This is a genomic window from Kocuria sp. CNJ-770, assembly GCF_001942375.1.
Lineage (GTDB): Bacteria > Actinomycetota > Actinomycetes > Actinomycetales > Micrococcaceae > Kocuria > Kocuria oceani.
Map to the genome: position 1 here is coordinate 1 of NZ_MKJW01000066.1, position 17,780 is coordinate 17,780.

The 17,780-nt window shown below is 73.3% G+C and carries 14 protein-coding genes and 1 pseudogene; 9 read left to right on the forward strand and 6 right to left on the reverse strand.

Going from position 1 to position 17,780, the window contains the following annotated elements; all coding sequences use genetic code 11:
• Positions 1 to 82 precede the first annotated feature (82 nt).
• Positions 83 to 2,311 (forward strand): annotated as a pseudogene (locus BJF77_RS02900) (MMPL family transporter); the annotation flags it as partial.
• A 27-nt stretch (positions 2,312 to 2,338) separates the two neighbouring features.
• Here BJF77_RS02900 and BJF77_RS02905 read toward each other — a convergent pair.
• Complete coding sequence (locus tag BJF77_RS02905) at positions 2,339 to 3,277, reverse strand: phosphatase PAP2 family protein (protein ID WP_369821350.1); 939 nt, start codon at positions 3,275 to 3,277, stop codon at positions 2,339 to 2,341.
• Positions 3,278 to 3,590: 313 nt separating this feature from the next.
• Here BJF77_RS02905 and BJF77_RS02910 point away from each other — a divergent pair, with 313 nt between their 5' ends.
• The 4 genes from BJF77_RS02910 (at position 3,591) to BJF77_RS02925 (ending at position 8,817) form a co-directional block, all read left to right on the forward strand.
• Positions 3,591 to 3,920, forward strand: coding sequence for a glutaredoxin domain-containing protein (locus BJF77_RS02910; RefSeq protein ID WP_047805073.1), 330 nt, complete (start codon positions 3,591 to 3,593; stop codon positions 3,918 to 3,920).
• A gap of 149 nt (positions 3,921 to 4,069) precedes the next feature.
• A complete protein-coding gene (locus BJF77_RS02915; protein WP_075871228.1) occupies positions 4,070 to 5,263 on the forward strand; it encodes an ROK family transcriptional regulator in 1,194 nt (397 codons plus the stop codon).
• A 171-nt stretch (positions 5,264 to 5,434) separates the two neighbouring features.
• Complete coding sequence (locus BJF77_RS02920; protein WP_075871229.1) at positions 5,435 to 6,850, forward strand: sugar porter family MFS transporter; 1,416 nt, start codon at positions 5,435 to 5,437, stop codon at positions 6,848 to 6,850.
• Positions 6,851 to 7,128: 278 nt separating this feature from the next.
• Positions 7,129 to 8,817: a thiamine pyrophosphate-dependent enzyme gene (locus tag BJF77_RS02925; protein ID WP_075871230.1), complete on the forward strand. Its 1,689-nt coding sequence runs from the start codon at positions 7,129 to 7,131 to the stop codon at positions 8,815 to 8,817.
• Positions 8,818 to 8,946: 129 nt separating this feature from the next.
• On the opposite strand, the gene BJF77_RS02930 is transcribed toward BJF77_RS02925, so the two are convergent.
• Positions 8,947 to 10,344 carry an MFS transporter gene (locus tag BJF77_RS02930; protein ID WP_075871231.1) on the reverse strand — a complete coding sequence of 466 codons (1,398 nt, stop codon included), beginning with the start codon at positions 10,342 to 10,344 and terminating at the stop codon, positions 8,947 to 8,949.
• 84 nt (positions 10,345 to 10,428) lie between these two features.
• Here BJF77_RS02930 and BJF77_RS02935 point away from each other — a divergent pair, with 84 nt between their 5' ends.
• The 4 genes from BJF77_RS02935 (at position 10,429) to BJF77_RS02950 (ending at position 13,806) form a co-directional block, all read left to right on the forward strand.
• Complete coding sequence (locus tag BJF77_RS02935) at positions 10,429 to 11,259, forward strand: MSMEG_6728 family protein (protein WP_047805078.1); 831 nt, start codon at positions 10,429 to 10,431, stop codon at positions 11,257 to 11,259.
• Positions 11,256 to 11,879, forward strand: a complete 624-nt coding sequence (locus BJF77_RS02940; protein WP_075871232.1) for a LysE/ArgO family amino acid transporter — start codon at positions 11,256 to 11,258, stop codon at positions 11,877 to 11,879. Before BJF77_RS02935 ends, BJF77_RS02940 begins: the two co-directional genes overlap by 4 nt.
• A gap of 128 nt (positions 11,880 to 12,007) precedes the next feature.
• Entirely contained in the window at positions 12,008 to 13,009 is a 1,002-nt protein-coding gene (locus BJF77_RS02945) for a zinc-binding dehydrogenase (RefSeq protein WP_047805080.1), read from the forward strand.
• Between the two features lie 74 nt (positions 13,010 to 13,083).
• A complete protein-coding gene (locus BJF77_RS02950) occupies positions 13,084 to 13,806 on the forward strand; it encodes a GntR family transcriptional regulator (RefSeq protein WP_139318412.1) in 723 nt (240 codons plus the stop codon).
• Between the two features lie 7 nt (positions 13,807 to 13,813).
• Here BJF77_RS02950 and BJF77_RS02955 read toward each other — a convergent pair whose 3' ends face one another.
• From BJF77_RS02955 to BJF77_RS02970, 4 genes are all read right to left on the reverse strand, one after another.
• Positions 13,814 to 15,262: a HAMP domain-containing sensor histidine kinase gene (locus BJF77_RS02955; RefSeq protein WP_075871233.1), complete on the reverse strand. Its 1,449-nt coding sequence runs from the start codon at positions 15,260 to 15,262 to the stop codon at positions 13,814 to 13,816.
• On the reverse strand, positions 15,259 to 15,951 hold the full coding sequence (locus tag BJF77_RS02960; RefSeq protein WP_075871234.1) for a response regulator transcription factor: 693 nt from the start codon (positions 15,949 to 15,951) through the stop codon (positions 15,259 to 15,261). The genes BJF77_RS02955 and BJF77_RS02960 overlap by 4 nt, the downstream gene beginning before the upstream one ends.
• 322 nt (positions 15,952 to 16,273) lie before the next feature.
• Entirely contained in the window at positions 16,274 to 17,068 is a 795-nt protein-coding gene (locus BJF77_RS02965) for a rhomboid family intramembrane serine protease (RefSeq protein ID WP_075871235.1), read from the reverse strand.
• Between the two features lie 127 nt (positions 17,069 to 17,195).
• Positions 17,196 to 17,741 carry a peptidylprolyl isomerase gene (locus BJF77_RS02970; RefSeq protein ID WP_047805084.1) on the reverse strand — a complete coding sequence of 182 codons (546 nt, stop codon included), beginning with the start codon at positions 17,739 to 17,741 and terminating at the stop codon, positions 17,196 to 17,198.
• Between the last annotated feature and the right edge of the window lie 39 nt (positions 17,742 to 17,780).

A 17,780-nucleotide genomic window follows, 5' to 3' on the forward strand; every position in this document is an offset into this window, starting at 1 on the left:
GGTTCGGACCGGTCCGGTGCCGCCGGCCGCCGGACCGGCCCGTCCCGCGTCGGACCGCTCCGCCGCTTTCGAAAGGCCCGCCATGCCCTCCTCCGCCCCCACCAGGCCCCGCCCCGCCCCCTGGTCCGGCGACACCCGGCCGCCGCGTCGTTCCCGCTGGGCCACCCTGCTGCGCGTGCTCCTGCCGGCGCTGCTCATCGTGGGGTGGCTGGCCGTGGCCGGCGTCGGCGGGCCGTACTTCGGCAAGATCTCCGAGGTCTCCACGAACGACCAGTCCAGCTTCCTGCCCGAGTCCACCGAGTCCACCCGCGTCACGGACCTGCAGGGCGAGTTCCGGGACTCGGACGCGATCCCCGCGATCGTTCTCCTCGTGCGGGAGGGCGGCCTGGAGCCGGCGGACCGCGCGTGGGCGGAGGAGACCGTCGCCTCCGTGCAGGACGGCGGACCGGTCGAAGGACGCCTCTCCCCGCCCATTCCGTCCGAGGACGGCGAGGCCCTCCAGGTCGTGGTGCCGCTGCCGGACGGTGAGGTGGTTGAGGACGTGGAGGCGCTCTCGGACCGGTTCGCGCAGGACCGCCCGGAGGGGCTGCAGGCCTACGTCACCGGTCCCGCCGGGTTCACCGCGGACCTCGTGGCCGGCTTCGAGGGCATCGACGGGCTGCTGCTGGGCGTGGCGCTGGCCGTGGTCTTCGTGATCCTGCTGGTGGTCTACCGCTCCCCGGTCCTGCCCGTCCTCGTCCTCCTGACGTCGGTCTTCGCCCTGAGCGCCGCGATCCTGGTCGTCTACTGGCTGGCCGCCAACGACCTCGTGACCATCAGCGGCCAGGTCCAGGGCATCCTGTTCATCCTCGTGGTGGGTGCGGCCACCGACTACTCCCTGCTGTACACGGCCCGCTACCGCGACGCCCTGCTGCACCACCGCGGCCGGGCCGAGGCGACGCGGGCGGCGCTCAAGGGGTCCGTGGAGCCGATCGTCGCCTCCGGCGCCACGGTCATCGCCGGTCTGCTGTGCCTGCTGCTGTCCGACCTCGCCTCCAACCAGGCACTCGGCCCGGTGGCCTCGGTCGGCATCGTGATGTCGATCCTGGCGGCCCTGAGCTTCCTGCCCGCGGTGCTCTACGCCACCGGCCGCGGCGCCTTCTGGCCGTTCCGGCCCCGCTTCGACGCCTCCGGGACCGAGCGCGTGCGCGTGGTCGGCCACGGGACCGGCCACCGCCCCACCGTGGAGGGCCGGGGCGCCTGGGCGTCCGTGGCCCGTTTCGTGGCCCGCGCCCCGCGGGCGATCTGGGTCGTGACCACGGCGGTGCTGCTGGTGCTGGCCGGGTTCAGCACCCAGTTCCAGGCCACGGGCGTGGAGCAGAGCGAGCTCGTGCTCGGGGAGTCCCAGGCCCGGGACGGCCAGGAGGCCCTCGCGGAGCACTTCCCCGGCGGCTCCGGCAGCCCGGCGGTCGTGCTGGTGCCCACCGGGTCCCTGGACGCCGCGGTCGCGGCGGTCGAGGACACCGAGGGCGTCGCCGACGTGGCCGCCGTCGCCAACGACTCGCCCTCCGGGATCCTCCCCCTGGGGGAGGACGCGCCCCCGCCGGCCGGCCCGTTCGCCGGCGTGCAGCCGACCGAGGCGGAGGGCCTGTACCAGCTGCAGGCGACCCTGTCCGACGCCGCAGACTCCCCTGCCGCCGAGCAGACCGTCCGCGAGCTGCGGGAGAACCTCTCCGCGGTGGACGAGGAGATCCTGGTGGGCGGGACCACCGCGACGAACCTCGACACCAACGAGACCTCGATCGCCGACCGCACGCTGATCATCCCGGTGATCCTCGTGGTGATCACCCTGATCCTCATGCTCCTGCTGCGCTCGGTCCTTGCGCCCGTACTGCTGATCCTCACGACCGTGATCTCGTTCTTCTCCGCCCTGGGCGTCTCCGCGCTGGTGTTCGAGCACGTCCTGGGGTTGCCCGGCGCCGACCCCTCGGTGCCGCTGTTCGGCTTCGTGTTCCTCGTGGCCCTGGGCATCGACTACAACATCTTCCTGATGTCCCGGGTGCGGGAGGAGTCCCTGGCCCACGGCACGCGGGCCGGCATCCTGCGGGGACTGACCCTCACGGGCGGGGTGATCACCTCCGCCGGGATCGTGCTGGCGGCGACGTTCGCGGCCCTGGCCGTCATCCCGATCATGTTCCTGGTGCAGCTGGCGTTCATCGTGGCGTTCGGGGTGCTGCTGGACGCGCTGGTCGTCCGCTCGCTGCTGGTGCCCGCCCTGACCTACGACATCGGGCGGGCCATCTGGTGGCCCGCCCACCGGCGGATCGAGCCTGAACCGGCGGCGCCCCGCGTCGTCCGCTCAGGCGGCGTGGTGGCCGGAGCGGCGGGCGACGACGGGGATCCGGTTCGTCACCGGACGCGCCTCCTCCTCGGGCGCCGGCTCCTCCTCCGGCGCCTGCTCGACGGCGTCCCACTCGGCGCCCTCCTGCTGCCAGCCGAACCCGAAGGCCAGCGCGGGGACGAGCAGGTTGGCCAGCCCGCAGCCCACGGCGAGCCCGGCCCACGCCACGGGGAACGAGGCGAGGACGTCGAGCGGGTAGTGCACGCCCAGGTAGAGCCGGGAGACGCCGACCAGGGCGGCGACCCCCACGCCCGTGGCCAGGACCGCCGGTGCCCGCCCGGACCGGCGCACCGCGAGGCAGAAGGCCGCCGCGATCGCCAGGGCGGCGCCGGTGTGCCCCGAGGGGAAGGACGTGATGCCGTCCACCAGGACGAGCGGCTCGGTGAGCGTCGCCGCGTCCGGGCGGGACCGCCCGACCGCCACCTTGGCCACGGCGACCGCGCCCCAGCCGCAGAGCGCGGTGACGGCGAACCCGGCGGCGTCCCAGGGGCGCCGCCGGCTGCGGGCGAGCCAGGCGGTGAGGGCGACGATGACGGCGAACGCCCCGGGGGTGGAGAAGGCGTGGTGCAGGGCGAGTGCCCCCAGGTCGAGCACGCCGGAGCGTGCGACGTCGAGCCGCTGGAGGACCTCGGTCTCCCGAGCCGCGATCCCCGGCGAGTACACCAGGAGCCGTCCCACCGTCGCCGTGGCGAGCACGACGATGAAGGGGACGACCACCCACTGGTGCAGCTGGGGCAGGGACCAGGTGGAGCGGGCCGGCCGGGGGGAAGAGTGCTGTGCCGGGAATGCCATGGTGCCCACCATGACATACACCACGTGGGCTCGATGGCCGAGCGGGCCTGTGACCAGGGGCTTCGCAAAGATTTCGCCGTCCGGACCCAGAGAATGACAAATCATGAAGCTGTTCGGGGGACAAGCGGTGCCGGCACGCCGGCACGACGCCAGGTGTCAGGACGTCGCTCGTCCAGGGGCGGCGCAACCTTCTCGAGGTGATGGAGCGGCGGCTCACTCGTTTCACGTGGAACGGACGGTAGATCCCCACGCCGAACAATGCCCGTGGGTTGTGTCGTCGACTGCCCCCCGGTGCAGGGCGGGCCATCAGTGCCGGCCCGGGCGTCCCCCACTCAGGGGACAATGACGTGCTCCGGGAGCCGCACTAGACTGATCGGTCAACCAGGCCCCGCACCACCCGACCGACGATGGAGCACCCGTGTTCAAGAAGGACCCGTCCCGCCGCGCCCGACAGGCCGTCTCCCACGCCGAGGCCGTGCAGCACGTGGCGGAGGGAGGGGTCGCGATCTACTGGCGGCCCGGCTGCCCGTTCTGCAGCATGCTGGAGCGCGGTCTCGCGGAGGACGCCGACCGCGCCACGTGGACGAACATCTGGGAGGACCGCGACGCCCAGGCGTTCGTCGAGTCCCTCAACGACGGCAACGCCACCGTGCCCACGGTGGTCACCCGCGACGAGCACTTCGTGGCGGCGTCCCGCGAGCAGGTCGCCCTCACGAGGGCCCTGATCGCGAATTCCGCCGACCGCTGAGCAGCGGATCCCGGCGCGCCGCCGCCGGCGACCGGCCCGCGGAGTGCCACCGGTGCGGTCCGCGGGCGAAGGCCGACCCCTGTCTTCAACCTATGAATGGTGAGTAGAATCACTCATCGTCACATGTTCACCGGCGAAAGAGGACGACGATGTCCGAGTCCGCTGAGCCCCGCGCCAAGCCCGGCTCGCAGACGTCCCTGCGCAACGCCAACCAGCGCCGCGTGCTCGACACCGTGCGCCGCAACGGCCACCTGACGCAGGCTCAGATCTCCCGGCGCACCGCCCTGGCGCCGTCGACGGTCTCCAACATCGTGCACGAGCTGATCGGCGCCGGACTGCTGGTCATGGAGGCCGACAACGCGGGCCGCCGCGGTCAGCTGATCAGCTTCAGCGGCTCGGCCGGCCACGTGGTGGGCATCGACGTGGGGAACCGGCACCTCACCGTCGCGGTCGCCGACCTCAACCAGCGGATCCTCGCCCAGCGGCGCCACGACCTGCCCGCAGGGCACCGCTTCGCCGACGACCTGGAGCTCGCGGGGCGGGCCCTCGACGACCTGCTGGACGGCCTCGGCACCGCCCGCCCGGAGCTGCTCGCCGCGGGCCTCACCCTGCCGGCCCCCGTCGACCTGGACGGCCGACTGATCAGCGCGAGCGCGATCCTGCCCGCCTGGAGCGGGATCGACGTGCGCGAGGAGGCCGGCCGGCGGCTGGGCCTGCCCGTGGTGGTCGAGAACGACGCGAACGCGGGTGCGCTGGGCGAGCACGCGTGGGGCGCGGGGCGCGGGGCGCGCAACATGGCCTACATCAAGATCGGCCACGGGGTGGGTTCCGGCCTCATCCTCAACGGCACCCTCTTCCGCGGCGCCACGGGGTCGGCGGGCGAGATCGGCCACTCGACCGTCGACGAGCGGGGCCGGGTGTGCCGGTGCGGCAACCGTGGCTGTCTCGAGACCTACGTCTCCTCGGAGGAGACCACGCGGCTGCTGACCGACACGCACGGCCCGGACCTCACGATCCCCGACCTCGTGGCCGCCGCGGCCGCCGGGGACGTCGGCTGCGCCCGGGTCATCGGCGACACGGGACGGATGCTGGGCACCAGCGTGGCCAACCTGTGCAACATCATCAACCCGGAGCTGGTGGTCATCGGCGGGGAGATCTCCCGCGCCGGGGACCTGCTGCTCGACCCGCTGCGCGAGATCGTCTCCCGCTACGGGGTCCGCGGCAGCGTGCAGGACCTGCGGATCGAGGCCGCCCGGCTCGGCATCCAGGCCCATGTGGCGGGCGCCGTCATCCTGGCCCTGCAGCACGCGGAGCTGCCGGCCGGGGCCGGGCCGACCCGCTGAGGAGGGCGGCGCGTCCATCGTGTTCAACTAATGGACATCCAGTGCGCCGAGTTCTACTGTGGACCGGACCACAAGATCCCCTCGACGTCGGCCGGTGCGTCCGTCCCGGGGCGCGGAGGCCGGCCGGCACGCCGGACCCCGCCGATCTCACACCAGCAAGGGAGCTGTTCGATGAGTCAAGACGCAACGACCCCGACGGTGGCGGAGCATCCCAACACCTCGGCCGTCCTCAGGATCAGCATCATCGCCGCCTTCGGCGGCTTCCTCTTCGGCTACGACTCCGCCGTCATCAACGGCGCGGTCTCCGCCATCCAGGAGGAGTTCGGGGTCAGCCCCGGCCCGCTCGGGTTCGCCGTGGCCTCGGCGCTGCTCGGCGCGGCCGCCGGCGCCTTCTTCGGCGGACGGATCGCCGACCAGCTGGGCCGTGTTCCGGTCATGAAGATCGCCGCGGTGCTCTTCCTCGTCAGCGCGATCGGCTGTGGCGTGGTCGACAGCTTCGGCTGGCTGATCTTCTGGCGCATCGTCGGTGGTGTCGGCGTAGGCGTGGCCTCCATCATCGCCCCGGCCTACATCGCCGAGATCGCCCCGGCCGCCGTGCGCGGACGCCTGGGCTCGCTGCAGCAGATGGGCATCGTGCTCGGCATCTTCGTCTCCCTCGCCGTGGACGCCTGGCTCGCCGCCCTGGCCGGCGGCTCCACCCAGGAACTGTGGTGGGGGCTCGAGGCCTGGCGCTGGATGTTCATGGCCGAGGCCGTCCCGGCGCTCGCCTACCTGATCGGCGCGTTCACGATCCCCGAGTCCCCCCGCTACCTGGTGGAGGACGGCCGTTCCGACGAGGCCCAGGCCGTGCTGGCCAATCTGCAGGGATCCGCGTCGGCGACCGAGCGCGTCCGCCTGATCAAGGAGTCCCTCCGCAGCGAGCACAAGCCGCGGCTGTCCGACCTCAAGGGCCGCATGGCCGGTCTGAAGCCCATCGTGTGGGTCGGCATCGGCCTGGCCGCGCTGCAGCAGTTCGTGGGCATCAACGTGATCTTCTACTACTCCAACGTGCTGTGGCAGTCCGTGGGCTTCACCGAGGCGGACTCCTTCACCATCACGGTGATCACGTCGGTCACCAACGTGGCCGTCACCATCGTGGCGATCGCCCTCGTGGAGCGGGTGGGCCGCCGCCGGCTGCTGCTCATCGGCTCGACCGGAATGGCCCTGTCCCTCGGCACCCTCTCCGTGCTCTTCGCCACCGCCGACGTCGTGGACGGCTCGCCCGTGCTCGGCCCCACCGCGGGCCCGGTGGCGCTCGTGGCCGCCAACCTGTTTGTGATCTTCTTCGGCGTCTCCTGGGGTCCCATGATGTGGGTGCTGCTCGGCGAGATGTTCCCGAACCGCATCCGCGGCGCCGCGCTGGCGGTGGCCGGCTTCGTGCAGTGGATCGCCAACTGGCTGGTCACCGTGACCTTCCCGGCGCTGGCCGCCTTCTCGCTGGGCGTCGCCTACGGGCTCTACACGTTCTTCGCGCTGGTCTCCCTGCTCTTCACGCTCAAGATGGTCCGGGAGACCACCGGCATCGAGCTGGAGGACATGCAGGACTGAGCCGGCCCCGCAGCTCCGCGGACGACGGCGGTCCGCCTCCCCTTCCGGGGAGGCGGACCGCCGTCGTTCCCGGCGACCGTGGCCCCTCTCGAGGCGTTCCGCCGCACGGCGCCGGACCAGGGCCGTGCGCTCTTCGTTACCCCTCGGTGACCGTCAGGACACGAATCGCCGCCGACTTCGGGTATTTTCGGGACAGCTGTGTGCGGCCCGGGCCCCCGGAATGGGCCCCGCTCCGCCCAGTCGCACCGCTCCATTTTCAACGGCGAAAAGGAACCACGTTGACCCAGACCACTGCGGATCCCGCATCCCCTGCTGAGACCACTGCCCGGAAGTCGGCGGGCCACGTGATCGTGGACACGCTCGTGGCGCACGGGGTGGAACGCACCTACGTGGTCCCGGGGGAGTCCTATCTCGACGTGCTCGACGGGCTGCACGACTCCCCGATCGCCACGGTGGTGTGCCGCCACGAGGGCGGGGCGGCGTACATGGCCGAGGCCGACGGGAAGATGAACCCGGTGCCGGGGGTGGCGATGGTGACCCGCGGGCCCGGGGCGGCCAACGCCCACGTGGGACTGCACACCTCCTGGCAGGACTCCACCCCGATGGTGCTGTTCGTGGGGCTGATCCCCTTCGAGCACCGGGACAAGGAGGCCTTCCAGGAGTTCGACCCGCACGCCTGGTTCGACTCCGGGGCCAAGCGGGTGATGGTCCTGGACCACGCCGAGCGGGCCTCCGAGATCGTGGCCGAGGCGATGTTCGCCGCCGCCTCGGGCCGTCCCGGGCCGGTGGTGGTGGGCCTGCCCGAGGACATCATCCGCACGCAGATCGACCCCACCCTGCACCCGCCGATCCCGGTGGCCCACGGCGGGATGACGGTCAACGACTGGAAGGCGCTGCGTGATGCGCTCTCGGCGGCCGAGAAGCCGCTGTTCGTCACCGGCGGCAACGACTGGACCCACACCGGCGCGGCGGGCCTGACCACCTGGCTGGAGGAGCACCACCTGCCGGCCGCGGCCGAGTGGCGCACCGAGGGCACCGTGGGCTTCGACTCCCCCTCCTACGTGGGCCCGATCGGCTACGGCCGTCCGCAGGCCACCTTCGAGATGCTGGAGGAGACCGACCTGCTGGTCTTCGTCGGCACCGTCCCGGGCGATGTGATCACCAACGGGTTCCTGGTCCGCCAGGACTGGGCGAAGAAGAACTTCCTGGTCACCATCGACCCGTCCCTGCGCGGGCGCTCCGGGCCGGTGTCCTACCAGATCGTGGCGAAGCCGGACGTGTTCGTGCGCGACCTGGTGCGCATCGACCTGCCGGCCAAACCGGTCTGGAAGGAGTGGACGGCCCGGCTGCGGGCCAAGCAGGTGGAGTTCTCCGCCCCCGCCCCGATGGTCACCGACCGGACCCCGGGCCAGGCACCGGCGCGGATGGACACGCTGATGGCCCACCTGGTGGCCGGTCTGCCGGCCGATGCGATGGTGACCTTCGGGGCCGGGGAGCACACCAACTTCGCCCACCGGTACTTCCCCACCCGCGGGTACGCCTCGATGATCTCCGCGCGCAACGGCTCGATGGGCTACTCGGTGCCCTCGGCGGTGGCCGCCTCGCTGCGCTACCCCGGCCGGCGGGTGGTGACCATCGCCGGGGACGGGGAGTTCCTGATGAACGGCCAGGAACTGGCCACCGCCGCCCAGTACGGGGCCACCCCGCTGGTGATCGTGATGGACAACCAGGAGTACGGCACGATCCGCACCCACCAGGAGCGCGACTACCCGGACCGGGTCTCGGGCACCCAGCTCAAGAACCCGGACTTCGCGCTCATGGCCCAGGCCTTCGGCGGCTACGGGGTGCGCGTCGAGCACGAGGCCGAGATCCCCGGCGCGCTCGAGTCCGCCCTGACGGCGATCGACGAGGACGGCACCTTCGCCCTGATCCACCTGCTCGTCGAGCAGCGCGTGAAGGCCTACTGACCCGGCCCCGGCGGGGTCGTCCCGCCCGGGTCGTCCCGGGGCGCCGGCGGGTGCGCCCGCGCCCCGGGCGGAGCCGGTCCGGCGGCGGAGGGTCGGTCCGACGACGGCGGCCACAGCGGCCCGGGCGTCTCAGCCCGCCAGGGGATGCGCCAGCTCGTCCTGGCGCATCCGGCCGGCCCACAGTGCCACGAACCCCAGCACGGGGGTCAGCACGGCCACGGTCCAGAAGATCACCGGCAGCGGCACGACCTGCGCGACGGGCCCCGCGATCGCCATCGACACCGGCATGAGGGCGATGGAGACGAAGAAGTCGAGGCTCGAGACCCGCCCGAGCATGTGCCGCGGAACCCGGCGCTGCAGGAGCGTCCCCCACAGCACCATGCCCGCGCCGTCCCCGGCGCCGACGCACGCGAGGCACAGCGCCATGACCCAGAACGACTCCGTGGTAGCCACCAGGCCGAACGGCAGCGTCCCGAGCCCCCAGAGCCCGATCATCCAGCTGAGGTAGCGCCGGGGCAGGGGCAACGAGGCCACCACCAGCGAGGCCAGCGCGCTGGCCCCGCCGTAGCACGCCAGCAGGTAACCGAAGGTGGCGGCGTCCCCGCCCAGCCGGTCCCGCACGAGGAAGGGGACGAGCACCTCCAGGGGCCCCAGCAGCAGGAAGACCGCGCACACCGCCCACAGCAGGGTCCACAGCAGCCACGGCGTGTGCACGGTATAGCGCACGCCCTCCATGAGGTCGCGCCGCACGGACGCGAACACGCCCCCGGACGGCCCCGCCGCCCCTGCGGGAGCCTGCGCGTCCCGCGCCGAGCCGACGACCGGCTCCGCCGCCGACTCCGCACCCGATGCCACGACCGGCTCCGCCGCCGAGGCCACGGCCGGGTCCGCGAGCGGCGCCCGGGCCGCCGGGCCCGTCACGGGCAGCGCCTCCCGCTCGGGCACGTGCAGGCGCAGCAGCAGCACGAGTGCCGCGAGGTGGCACGCGGCGATCAGGGCGACCGCCCCGCCGGGAGCCAGGAGCCCGATGAGCACGCCGGCCACCGCGGGGCCGGCCGCCTGCTGCAGCAGCGGGCGTGCCGTGCCCTCCACCCCGTTGGCGGCGAGCAGCTGCCGGGCGGGCAGCACCCGGGGCAGGGCGGCCGAGTAGGCCGGGTAGAAGAAGCCGACGCCGGCGCCGAACACGAACGCCGCGGCGCCGAGGTGCCACAGCCGCAGCCCACCGGTCAGGGCGAGCACCGCGACCGTTGCTGCCGTGAGCGCGTTCGCGGTCTCGACCAGGCGCAGCAGGGCCGCCAGCGGGAAGCGGTCCGCCGCGATGCCGCCCACGAGCACGACCACGAGCATGCCCAGCGCACCCACGGCCGTCACGGCCGAGAGGTCCACGGCCGTCCCGTCCAGTTCCAGGACCTGGTTCACCAGGGCCACCGCCCACATCCCCGCGCCGAAGACGCTGACGAACATCGCGAAGGCGAGCACACGGTACTCGCCGAGCCGGAAGGGCTCCAGCGCGCGGGGGAGGGGCATGGTGCCAGTCTACGGAGTGGCCCGCGGGGCGCCACGCGGCGGCCACGGTGGTGGCCACGGTCCGGTCCGTAGCAGACTGGGGCGGTGCAGACCTTCCTCCCCTACCCGGACTTCGCCCGCTCCGCCCGTGCCCTGGACCGCAAGCGGCTCGGCAAGCAGCGGGTGGAGGCCCTCCAGGTGCTGCGCGCGGCCACGGTTCCCGGCTACGGCTGGTACCGGCACCCCGCCACGGCGATGTGGACCGGGCACGTCCCCGCACTGGTGGCCTACGGGCGGGCGATGGTCGACGAGTGGACCGCCCGCGGCGGGGCCGACAGCACCGCGTGGCAGATCCGGGAGTTCGCCCCGGAGGCCTGGGACCGGTATCCCGACGACGGAGTGGCGCACCCGCCCCCGTGGCTGGGCGACGCCGCGTTCCACCGCTCCCACCGGTCCAAGCTGCTGAGCAAGGACGAGGAGCTCTACCGGGACGTGTTCCCGGACGACACCGCCGGCCTGGACTACGTGTGGCCGGAGCCCGCGCAGGCCCGCACTCCCCCCGCCGAGCCGCCGCACGGCCGGCGCGCCTGGGTCCTGGCGCCGGGGACGCACGAGGCCGCCGGCGGCGCCGTCCTCGTCCCGTTCCGCGTCCCGGAGGGGGTGCGGGAGAACCACTGGATGGCGGCGGTGGCGCGCGTCGAGCAGGAGCTGCAGGAGGGTGAGCCCGTGCTCCTGCTGCACGGGCCGCCCGGCCCCGAGCAGCTCGTGGAGCGGACCGTGCTGCGCGAGAACGTGCACCACGCCGTCGCGGGGTTCTCCCTCGAGCTCGAGCCCGGGGAGCGGGTCCTGCGCCGGGAGCTGCCGGCCCCCGCACGGCTGCAGTCCCCGCGCCCGGTCTTCGCCGTCCCCGCCGAGGCCGTGGGCGCCGGCGCGTGAGCCCCGCCGCGGTGCTCGGCCCGGCCCTGCTGGGCCTCGGCTCGGGCCTGGCCCTCATCGTGGCCATCGGGGCGCAGAACGCCTTCGTCCTCCGCCAGGGCCTGCGCCGGCAGTTCGTCGGCACCGTGGTGGCGCTGTGCGCGGTCTCCGACCTGATCCTGATCGCCGCCTCCGTGGCCGGCACCTCCCTCCTGGAGCAGGTGGCGCCCTGGCTGATGAGCGCCCTGCGCTGGGCCGGTGCGGTGTTCCTGCTCGGCTACGGGCTGCTGGCCGCCCGGCGGGCACTGCGCCCCGCGGGCGGCCTGGTGGCGGCAGGGGCGGCGCCGCCCGGCCGCGGCCGGGTGGCGCTCACCGCGCTGGCCCTGACCTGGCTCAATCCCCACGTCTACGTGGACACCGTCCTGGTCATGGGCTCGCTGGCCAATGCGCAGGGCGAGCAGCTGCGCTGGTGGTTCGCCGCCGGGGCGATGACCGCCAGCGTGCTGTGGTTCGGCGGTCTGGGATGGGGAGCCACCCGTCTGCAGCGGTTCTTCGCGTCGCCCGTCTCCTGGCGGGTCCTCGACGGCTCGCTCGCGGTGCTCATGCTCGTCCTGGGCCTGGAGCTCGCGCTGGGCGCCTGACGGGCACCCGCACCCGGCAGGTGCGCCGCGCCCGCCATTCATCTCCTGTCATGGGGGATCACCGAGACAAAGGGTCGGTAGCATGTCACTCACCCGGCGCCCGTCGTGCCGGACGTCAGGAGGCGCACATGCGAGGGTCCCACGTTCCCGCCACGGGAACGATCACCGTCACGGACTGGCCGGATCCGCAGGCCACGGAGCCGGGTCAGCTGGTGGTGCGGATGCTGCACGCCTCGATCTGCGGCTCGGACCTGCACGTGGTCTTCCACGGCCTGCTGCACGCCGAGGGTCCCCGCCGTCCCGGCTATCCCGGCCACGAAGGCGTCGGGGTGGTGGTGCAGTCCCGGTCGCCGCACGTCCGGGAGGGCTCGCTCGTGCTCACCGTGCCCCAGGGTGAGATGGGCGGGTGCTTCGCGGAGCTGCAGCTGGTGGACGACCGGCACGTCGTCGAGCTGCCCGCGGGCACCGACCCCACCGACTCCCGGCAGCTGCGCCGGCTCATGATGGCCCAGCAGTACGGCACGTGTCTCTACGCCATGCGCCAGTTCTGGCCCGTGGAGACGCCCGCCCGGCGCGCGCACACGTGCGTGGTGATGGGTGCCGGCTCCGCAGGGCTGTTCTTCGTGGAGGAGGCCCGGCGGCTGGGCTTCGAGCACGTCGTCGCCTCCGACCTCGACCCCGGCCGGCTCGAGGTCGCCCGGGGACTCGGCGCCACCCCCGTGCACGTGCCCGAGCAGGACCTGGGCGAGGTCGTGGCCGAGGTGAGCGGCGGCCGCGGCGCCGATCTCGTGATCGAGGCCGTGGGGCACGACGTGCTGCGCGACCAGGCCGTCGACCTCGCGGCCGACCGGGGGGTCGTGGGCTTCTTCGGCCTGCCGGAGCGGCACGGCCCCACGGACATCCCGCTGTGGACTGCGTTCCGCAAGAACCTGCGGCTGCAGTGCTCCGTGGCGGCGCAGGCCGAACCGGGGCTCACGTCCTTCCGCGAGGCGCTGCGCCGGATCTCCGAGGGCGAGATCGACGTGGAGCACTGCCTGGGCCCCGAGCTCCCCCTCGAGCGGCTGCCCGAGGCCATGCAGCGGGCCGAGGAGCACCGCCCCGGCGACATCAAGCTCACCGTGACGCCGTGACCGAGCGCATCCGTCCTCCCTCCGGCGCGGCGGCGGACGGCCGACACCCCACCGACACTCCCACCCTGCCCGCCGTGACCGCCACGACCCAGAGCTCGCTCGCCGTGCAGGTGATGGCGGCGGTGCGGCGGGCCGTCATGGCCGGTCAGATGGAGCCCGGGCGGCTGTACTCCGTGCAGCAGCTGGCCTCCGTCATGAACGTCTCCCGCAGCCCCGTGCGGGAGGGCCTCCTCCGGCTGGGCGAGGCCGGGCTGATCCGGTTCCACCGCAACCGCGGCTTCGAGATCGTCGAGGTCAGCCCCACCGACGTCGCGCAGATCCTCGCCGTGCGCACCGCCATGGAGGTCCCCGCCGCCCGTCGGGCGGCGGGCCTCGCGCAGCCGCCGGACCTCGAGCGCGTCCGGGCGCAGTGGGAGGCGATGCACGCCGCGGCCCGGGCGCAGGACCTCGAGGCGACCGCCGGGGCCGACGAGGGGCTGCACCTGGTCCTGCTCGAGCTCGCCGGGAACGAGCAGGCGGCCCGGCTCGTGGAGCGGCTGCGCGCCACCACGTCCTTCCTGGGCGTCGTGACCGCCACGACGCTCCGCCCCGTCGGGGAGCTCGCCGGGGAGCACGACGCCCTGGTGCAGGCGGTGCTCGGCCAGGACGGGGACGCCGCGGGAGAGGCCATGCGCGAGCACCTCGCCTCGACCGCCGAGCGGCAGATCGGCCAGGCGCTGCGCGCCCGGGGCACCCCGGAGCAGGACGTCCCGGACCTGGCGGGGCGGATCTGGCGCGAGGCCTCCGCGGGGTACTGAGCGCGGCTCAGACCCCGGCGCCGCCGGGCCCGAGCGGGAGCCGGAGCTCGAAGCGGCAGTTGCCCCGCCCGTCCTCGCCCGCGGTGACCGTGCCCCCGTGGGCGGCCGCGATCTCCCGGCTGATCGCCAGTCCCAGACCGGAGCCGCCGGTGTCCCGGGTACGGGAGTCGTCCAGGCGCACGAACCGCTCGAAGACCCGCTCCCGGTCCGCCGGGGCGATGCCGGTGCCGTCGTTGTCCACGGTCACGACCGCGTCCTGTCCCTCCGTCCGCAGGGACACGGCGATCCACGACTCCGCGTGCCGCTCCGCGTTGGAGAGCAGGTTGCGGAGCACCTGCTGCAGCCGGCTCCCGTCCCCCCGGATCCGCACCGGATCCAGGTGCACGCGGACCTCGTGCCGCGACGCGGGCCGCATCCGCGCGACCTCCTCCCGCACCACCTCGTCCAGGTCGGTGTCCGCGACGCGCAGCCGCAGCCCGGCGTCGTCGATCTTCGCGAGGGTCAGGAGGTCCTCCACGAGCCGGCCCATCCGGCGGGACTGGGACCGGAGCACGGGAGCGACCTCCGGCCACATCGTGGCGGACGGATCCGAGGCGGCCACCTCGATGGTGGTCGTCAGGGTCGCGAGGGGGCTGCGCAGCTCGTGGGAGGCGTCCGCCACGAACCGGCGCTGGGCGCGGTCGGAGGCCTCCAGCCGGTCGAGCATCCCGTTCATCGTCCCGGCGAGCGCGGCGACCTCGTCCCCGGTGGGCGGCACATCCACCCGCGCCCCGAGGTTGGCGGTGCCGATCCGGCGGACCTGCCCGGTGATCCGCCGGACGGGGGCGAGGGACCGGCCGACCAGGAACCACATGAGGGCGGAGCCGAGCAGGGCCAGCAGCGGACCGCCGACGAGCAGGAACAGGCCCACGGTCCGGAGCGTGGTCTGCTGCAGCGCCATGGGCACGGCCACGGTGAGCGTGAAGGGGACGTCGTTGATGTACATGCCGTGCGAGACATACACGAAGTCGGCGGCGCGCGCGCCCGGTCCGGCGGCGTCCGCCGCGGAGTCGAAGGACTGCCCCGGCTCGAGCGTGGGCGGGGACAGGCCGGCCTCGAGCGTGGAGGCGGGCGCGGCGGCGACCAACCGCCCGTCGGCGTCCTGCAGCTGCACGAGCACGCCCGGCCGCCCGAGCCGCTGCATCAGCTCCCCCAGCCCGGAGGTCGTGTAGACGGCCGTCTCCCGGGCGGTGCCGCCGGCCGTGCGCGGCTGCCAGGGAACGCCGAGGTCCTGCAGGATCTCCGCCTGCCGGGCCACGGCCTGGTCGTGGGCGGCCCCCACAGCGGTGCGGTGCACGAGCTCGAGCAGCACGCCCCCGGCCACGGCGACCACGAGCAGGATCAGCAGGCCCGCGGCGGCCGTGCTGCGCCGGCGCACGCCCCACCGCTCGAACGGCGATCCCCGGCGGGCGGTCACGGGCTCGCTGCCCCCGGCTCGTCGGGCACCAGGCGGTAGCCCATGCCGCGGACCGTCTGCAGGGTGGACAGGCCGAAGGGGGCGTCGATCTTCTTGCGCAGGTAGCCCACGTAGACCTCCACGATGTTCTCCGAGCCCTCGAAGCCGGCGTCCCAGGCGTTGTCCATGATCTGGAGCTTGGAGACCACCTTCTCCTTGTTCTGCAGGAGGTACTGCAGGATGACGTACTCCTTGGCGGTGAGCTCCAGGCGCTGCCCGCGGCGGGTCACGGTCCGGCGGACCGGGTCCAGCTCCAGGGAGCCGGCGGCGAGCACCACCGGCCGTTCGGGGGCGCCCCGGCGGATGAGCGCCCGCAGCCGGGCGACGAGAACGAGGAAGCTGAAGGGCTTGGTCAGGTAGTCGTCGGCGCCGAGGTCGAACGCGTCGGTCTGGTCGTACTCGCCGTCCTTCGCGGTGAGCATCAGGACGGGCACCCAGTTCTCGGCGGCACGCATCTCCTCGAGGACGGCGTAGCCGTTCCTGCCGGGCAGCATGAGGTCCAGGACCACGACGTCGTAGGGGTTCTCCCGGGCCAGCCACGCCCCGGTGACGCCGTCGTGGGCCACGTCGACCACGAAGCCCTCGTTCGTCAGGCCGCGGCGCACCGACTCCGCGAGGTCCACCTCGTCCTCCACCAGCAGCACGCGCACGCGCCCTCCTCCCTCGCCGGCCGTCACGGGGCCGCGCGGTCAGCCTCCAGTGTCCCGCACCGTGCTGAGGATCGGTTGAGGACGACGCGCCCGCACCGGTTCCCGCTTCTCCCCAACCGGTGCACAACGTTGTCCACAGGTGTGGAGAACCGTGTGCACAGTCGCCTCTCCACAGCGTTGTTAACAGGTGTGGACGCCGCCGTGGCGCCGTCCACAGCGCGGGTCACAGGTGTGGAATTCCACGGCTGTAACTTGTCGACAGCTGGGGACAGAGCCTGTGGAGAACCTCGTGGGGCCGACCCGGCCGCTCAGCGCCGGCCGCTCAGCGCCGGCGGCCGGCGCGCCGTCGTGCGGCCGCGGTGTAGCCGAAGGCCACGAGGGCACCGGTGAGCAGTCCCCCGAGGTGCGCCTGCCAGGCGATGCCGGGGAAGAGGAAGCCGAAGACGATGTTGATCCCGATGAGCACGGCGATGGGCGTGATCGACTGCCCCAGGTGCCGCTGCAGGACGAAGAGGGCGCCGAAGAGCCCGAAGACGCCGCCCGAGGCGCCGACCACCAGGCTCAGCGGGTGCGAGAGCAGCAGGACGCCCACCGATCCCCCGAGGACGGAGAGCAGGAACAGCAGCAGGAACCGGGTGCGGCCCAGCGCGGGCTCCAGCATCCGCCCGAACAGGTACAGCATGTACATGTTCAGGAGCAGGTGGAACGGGCTGGACATCGAGTGCAGGAACCCGCTGGTGAGCATCCGCCACGGCTCGGAGGTGGTCATCACGGGGGCGTAGGCGAACATCTGGAGCAGGCTCACGCCCACGGCCTGGACCAGCCACTGCAGGGCGTAGACCACGGCGTTGGCGCCGATGAGCCACCACGTGACGAGCATCGGCGAGCCCTGCGGCGCCCGGCCGCCCAGACCGGTGCGCACGGCGGGGCGGCGGCGCGAGGCCTGCTGCACGCAGTCGACGCAGTGCACGCCCACCGCTGCCGTGCGCTGGCACTCCGGGCACACCGGGCGGCCGCACCGCTGGCAGGTGACGTAGCTGGGGCGGTCCGGGTGGCGCGGGCACACGGGGACCTCTCCCCCGGTGGACGTGCCGTACTGCGGTCGCTCGCCGCTCACTGGAACTCCTCGTGGACCGGCCCGCGGGCCGGGATCGGTGGACAGGGACGACGCAGGCCCGCCCGGATCGCTCCGGACGGGCCTGCGCCGTGACCCCGGCGGCGCCGGGGCGGGGTCCTGCTGGGGCCTAGAGCTGCTCGACGTCGATCGAGGTGATCACGCAGTCCTCGACGGGGCGGTCCATGCCGCCGGTGCGGACGTCGTTCAGCTCGTCGACGACCTTCCGCGACGCGTCGTCGGCGACCTCGCCGAAGATGGTGTGCTTGCCCTGCAGCCAGGTGGTGGGGGCCGTGGTGATGAAGAACTGGGACCCGTTGGTGCCCCGGCCGTTGCGCTTGCCGGCGTTCGCCATGGCGAGCACGTAGGGCTCGTTGAAGGTGAGCTCGGGGTGGATCTCGTCGTCGAACTCGTAGCCCGGCCCGCCGATGCCCTGGCCCAGGGGGTCCCCGCCCTGGATCATGAAGTCCCGGATGATGCGGTGGAAGACCACGTCCTGGTACAGCGGACCGGTCTGCTTCTCACCGGTGCGCGGGTCGCTCCACTCCTGGGTGCCGTCCGAGAGGCCGATGAAGTTCTTGACGGTCTTCGGGGCGTGGTTGCCGAACAGGTTCACGACGATGTCACCGTGGTTCGTGTGGATCGTCGCCTTGGCAGTGGGGATGGCAGAAGTCATGGGGTCATTCTTGCACGCGGGCGGAGGCCGCTCCGTGAC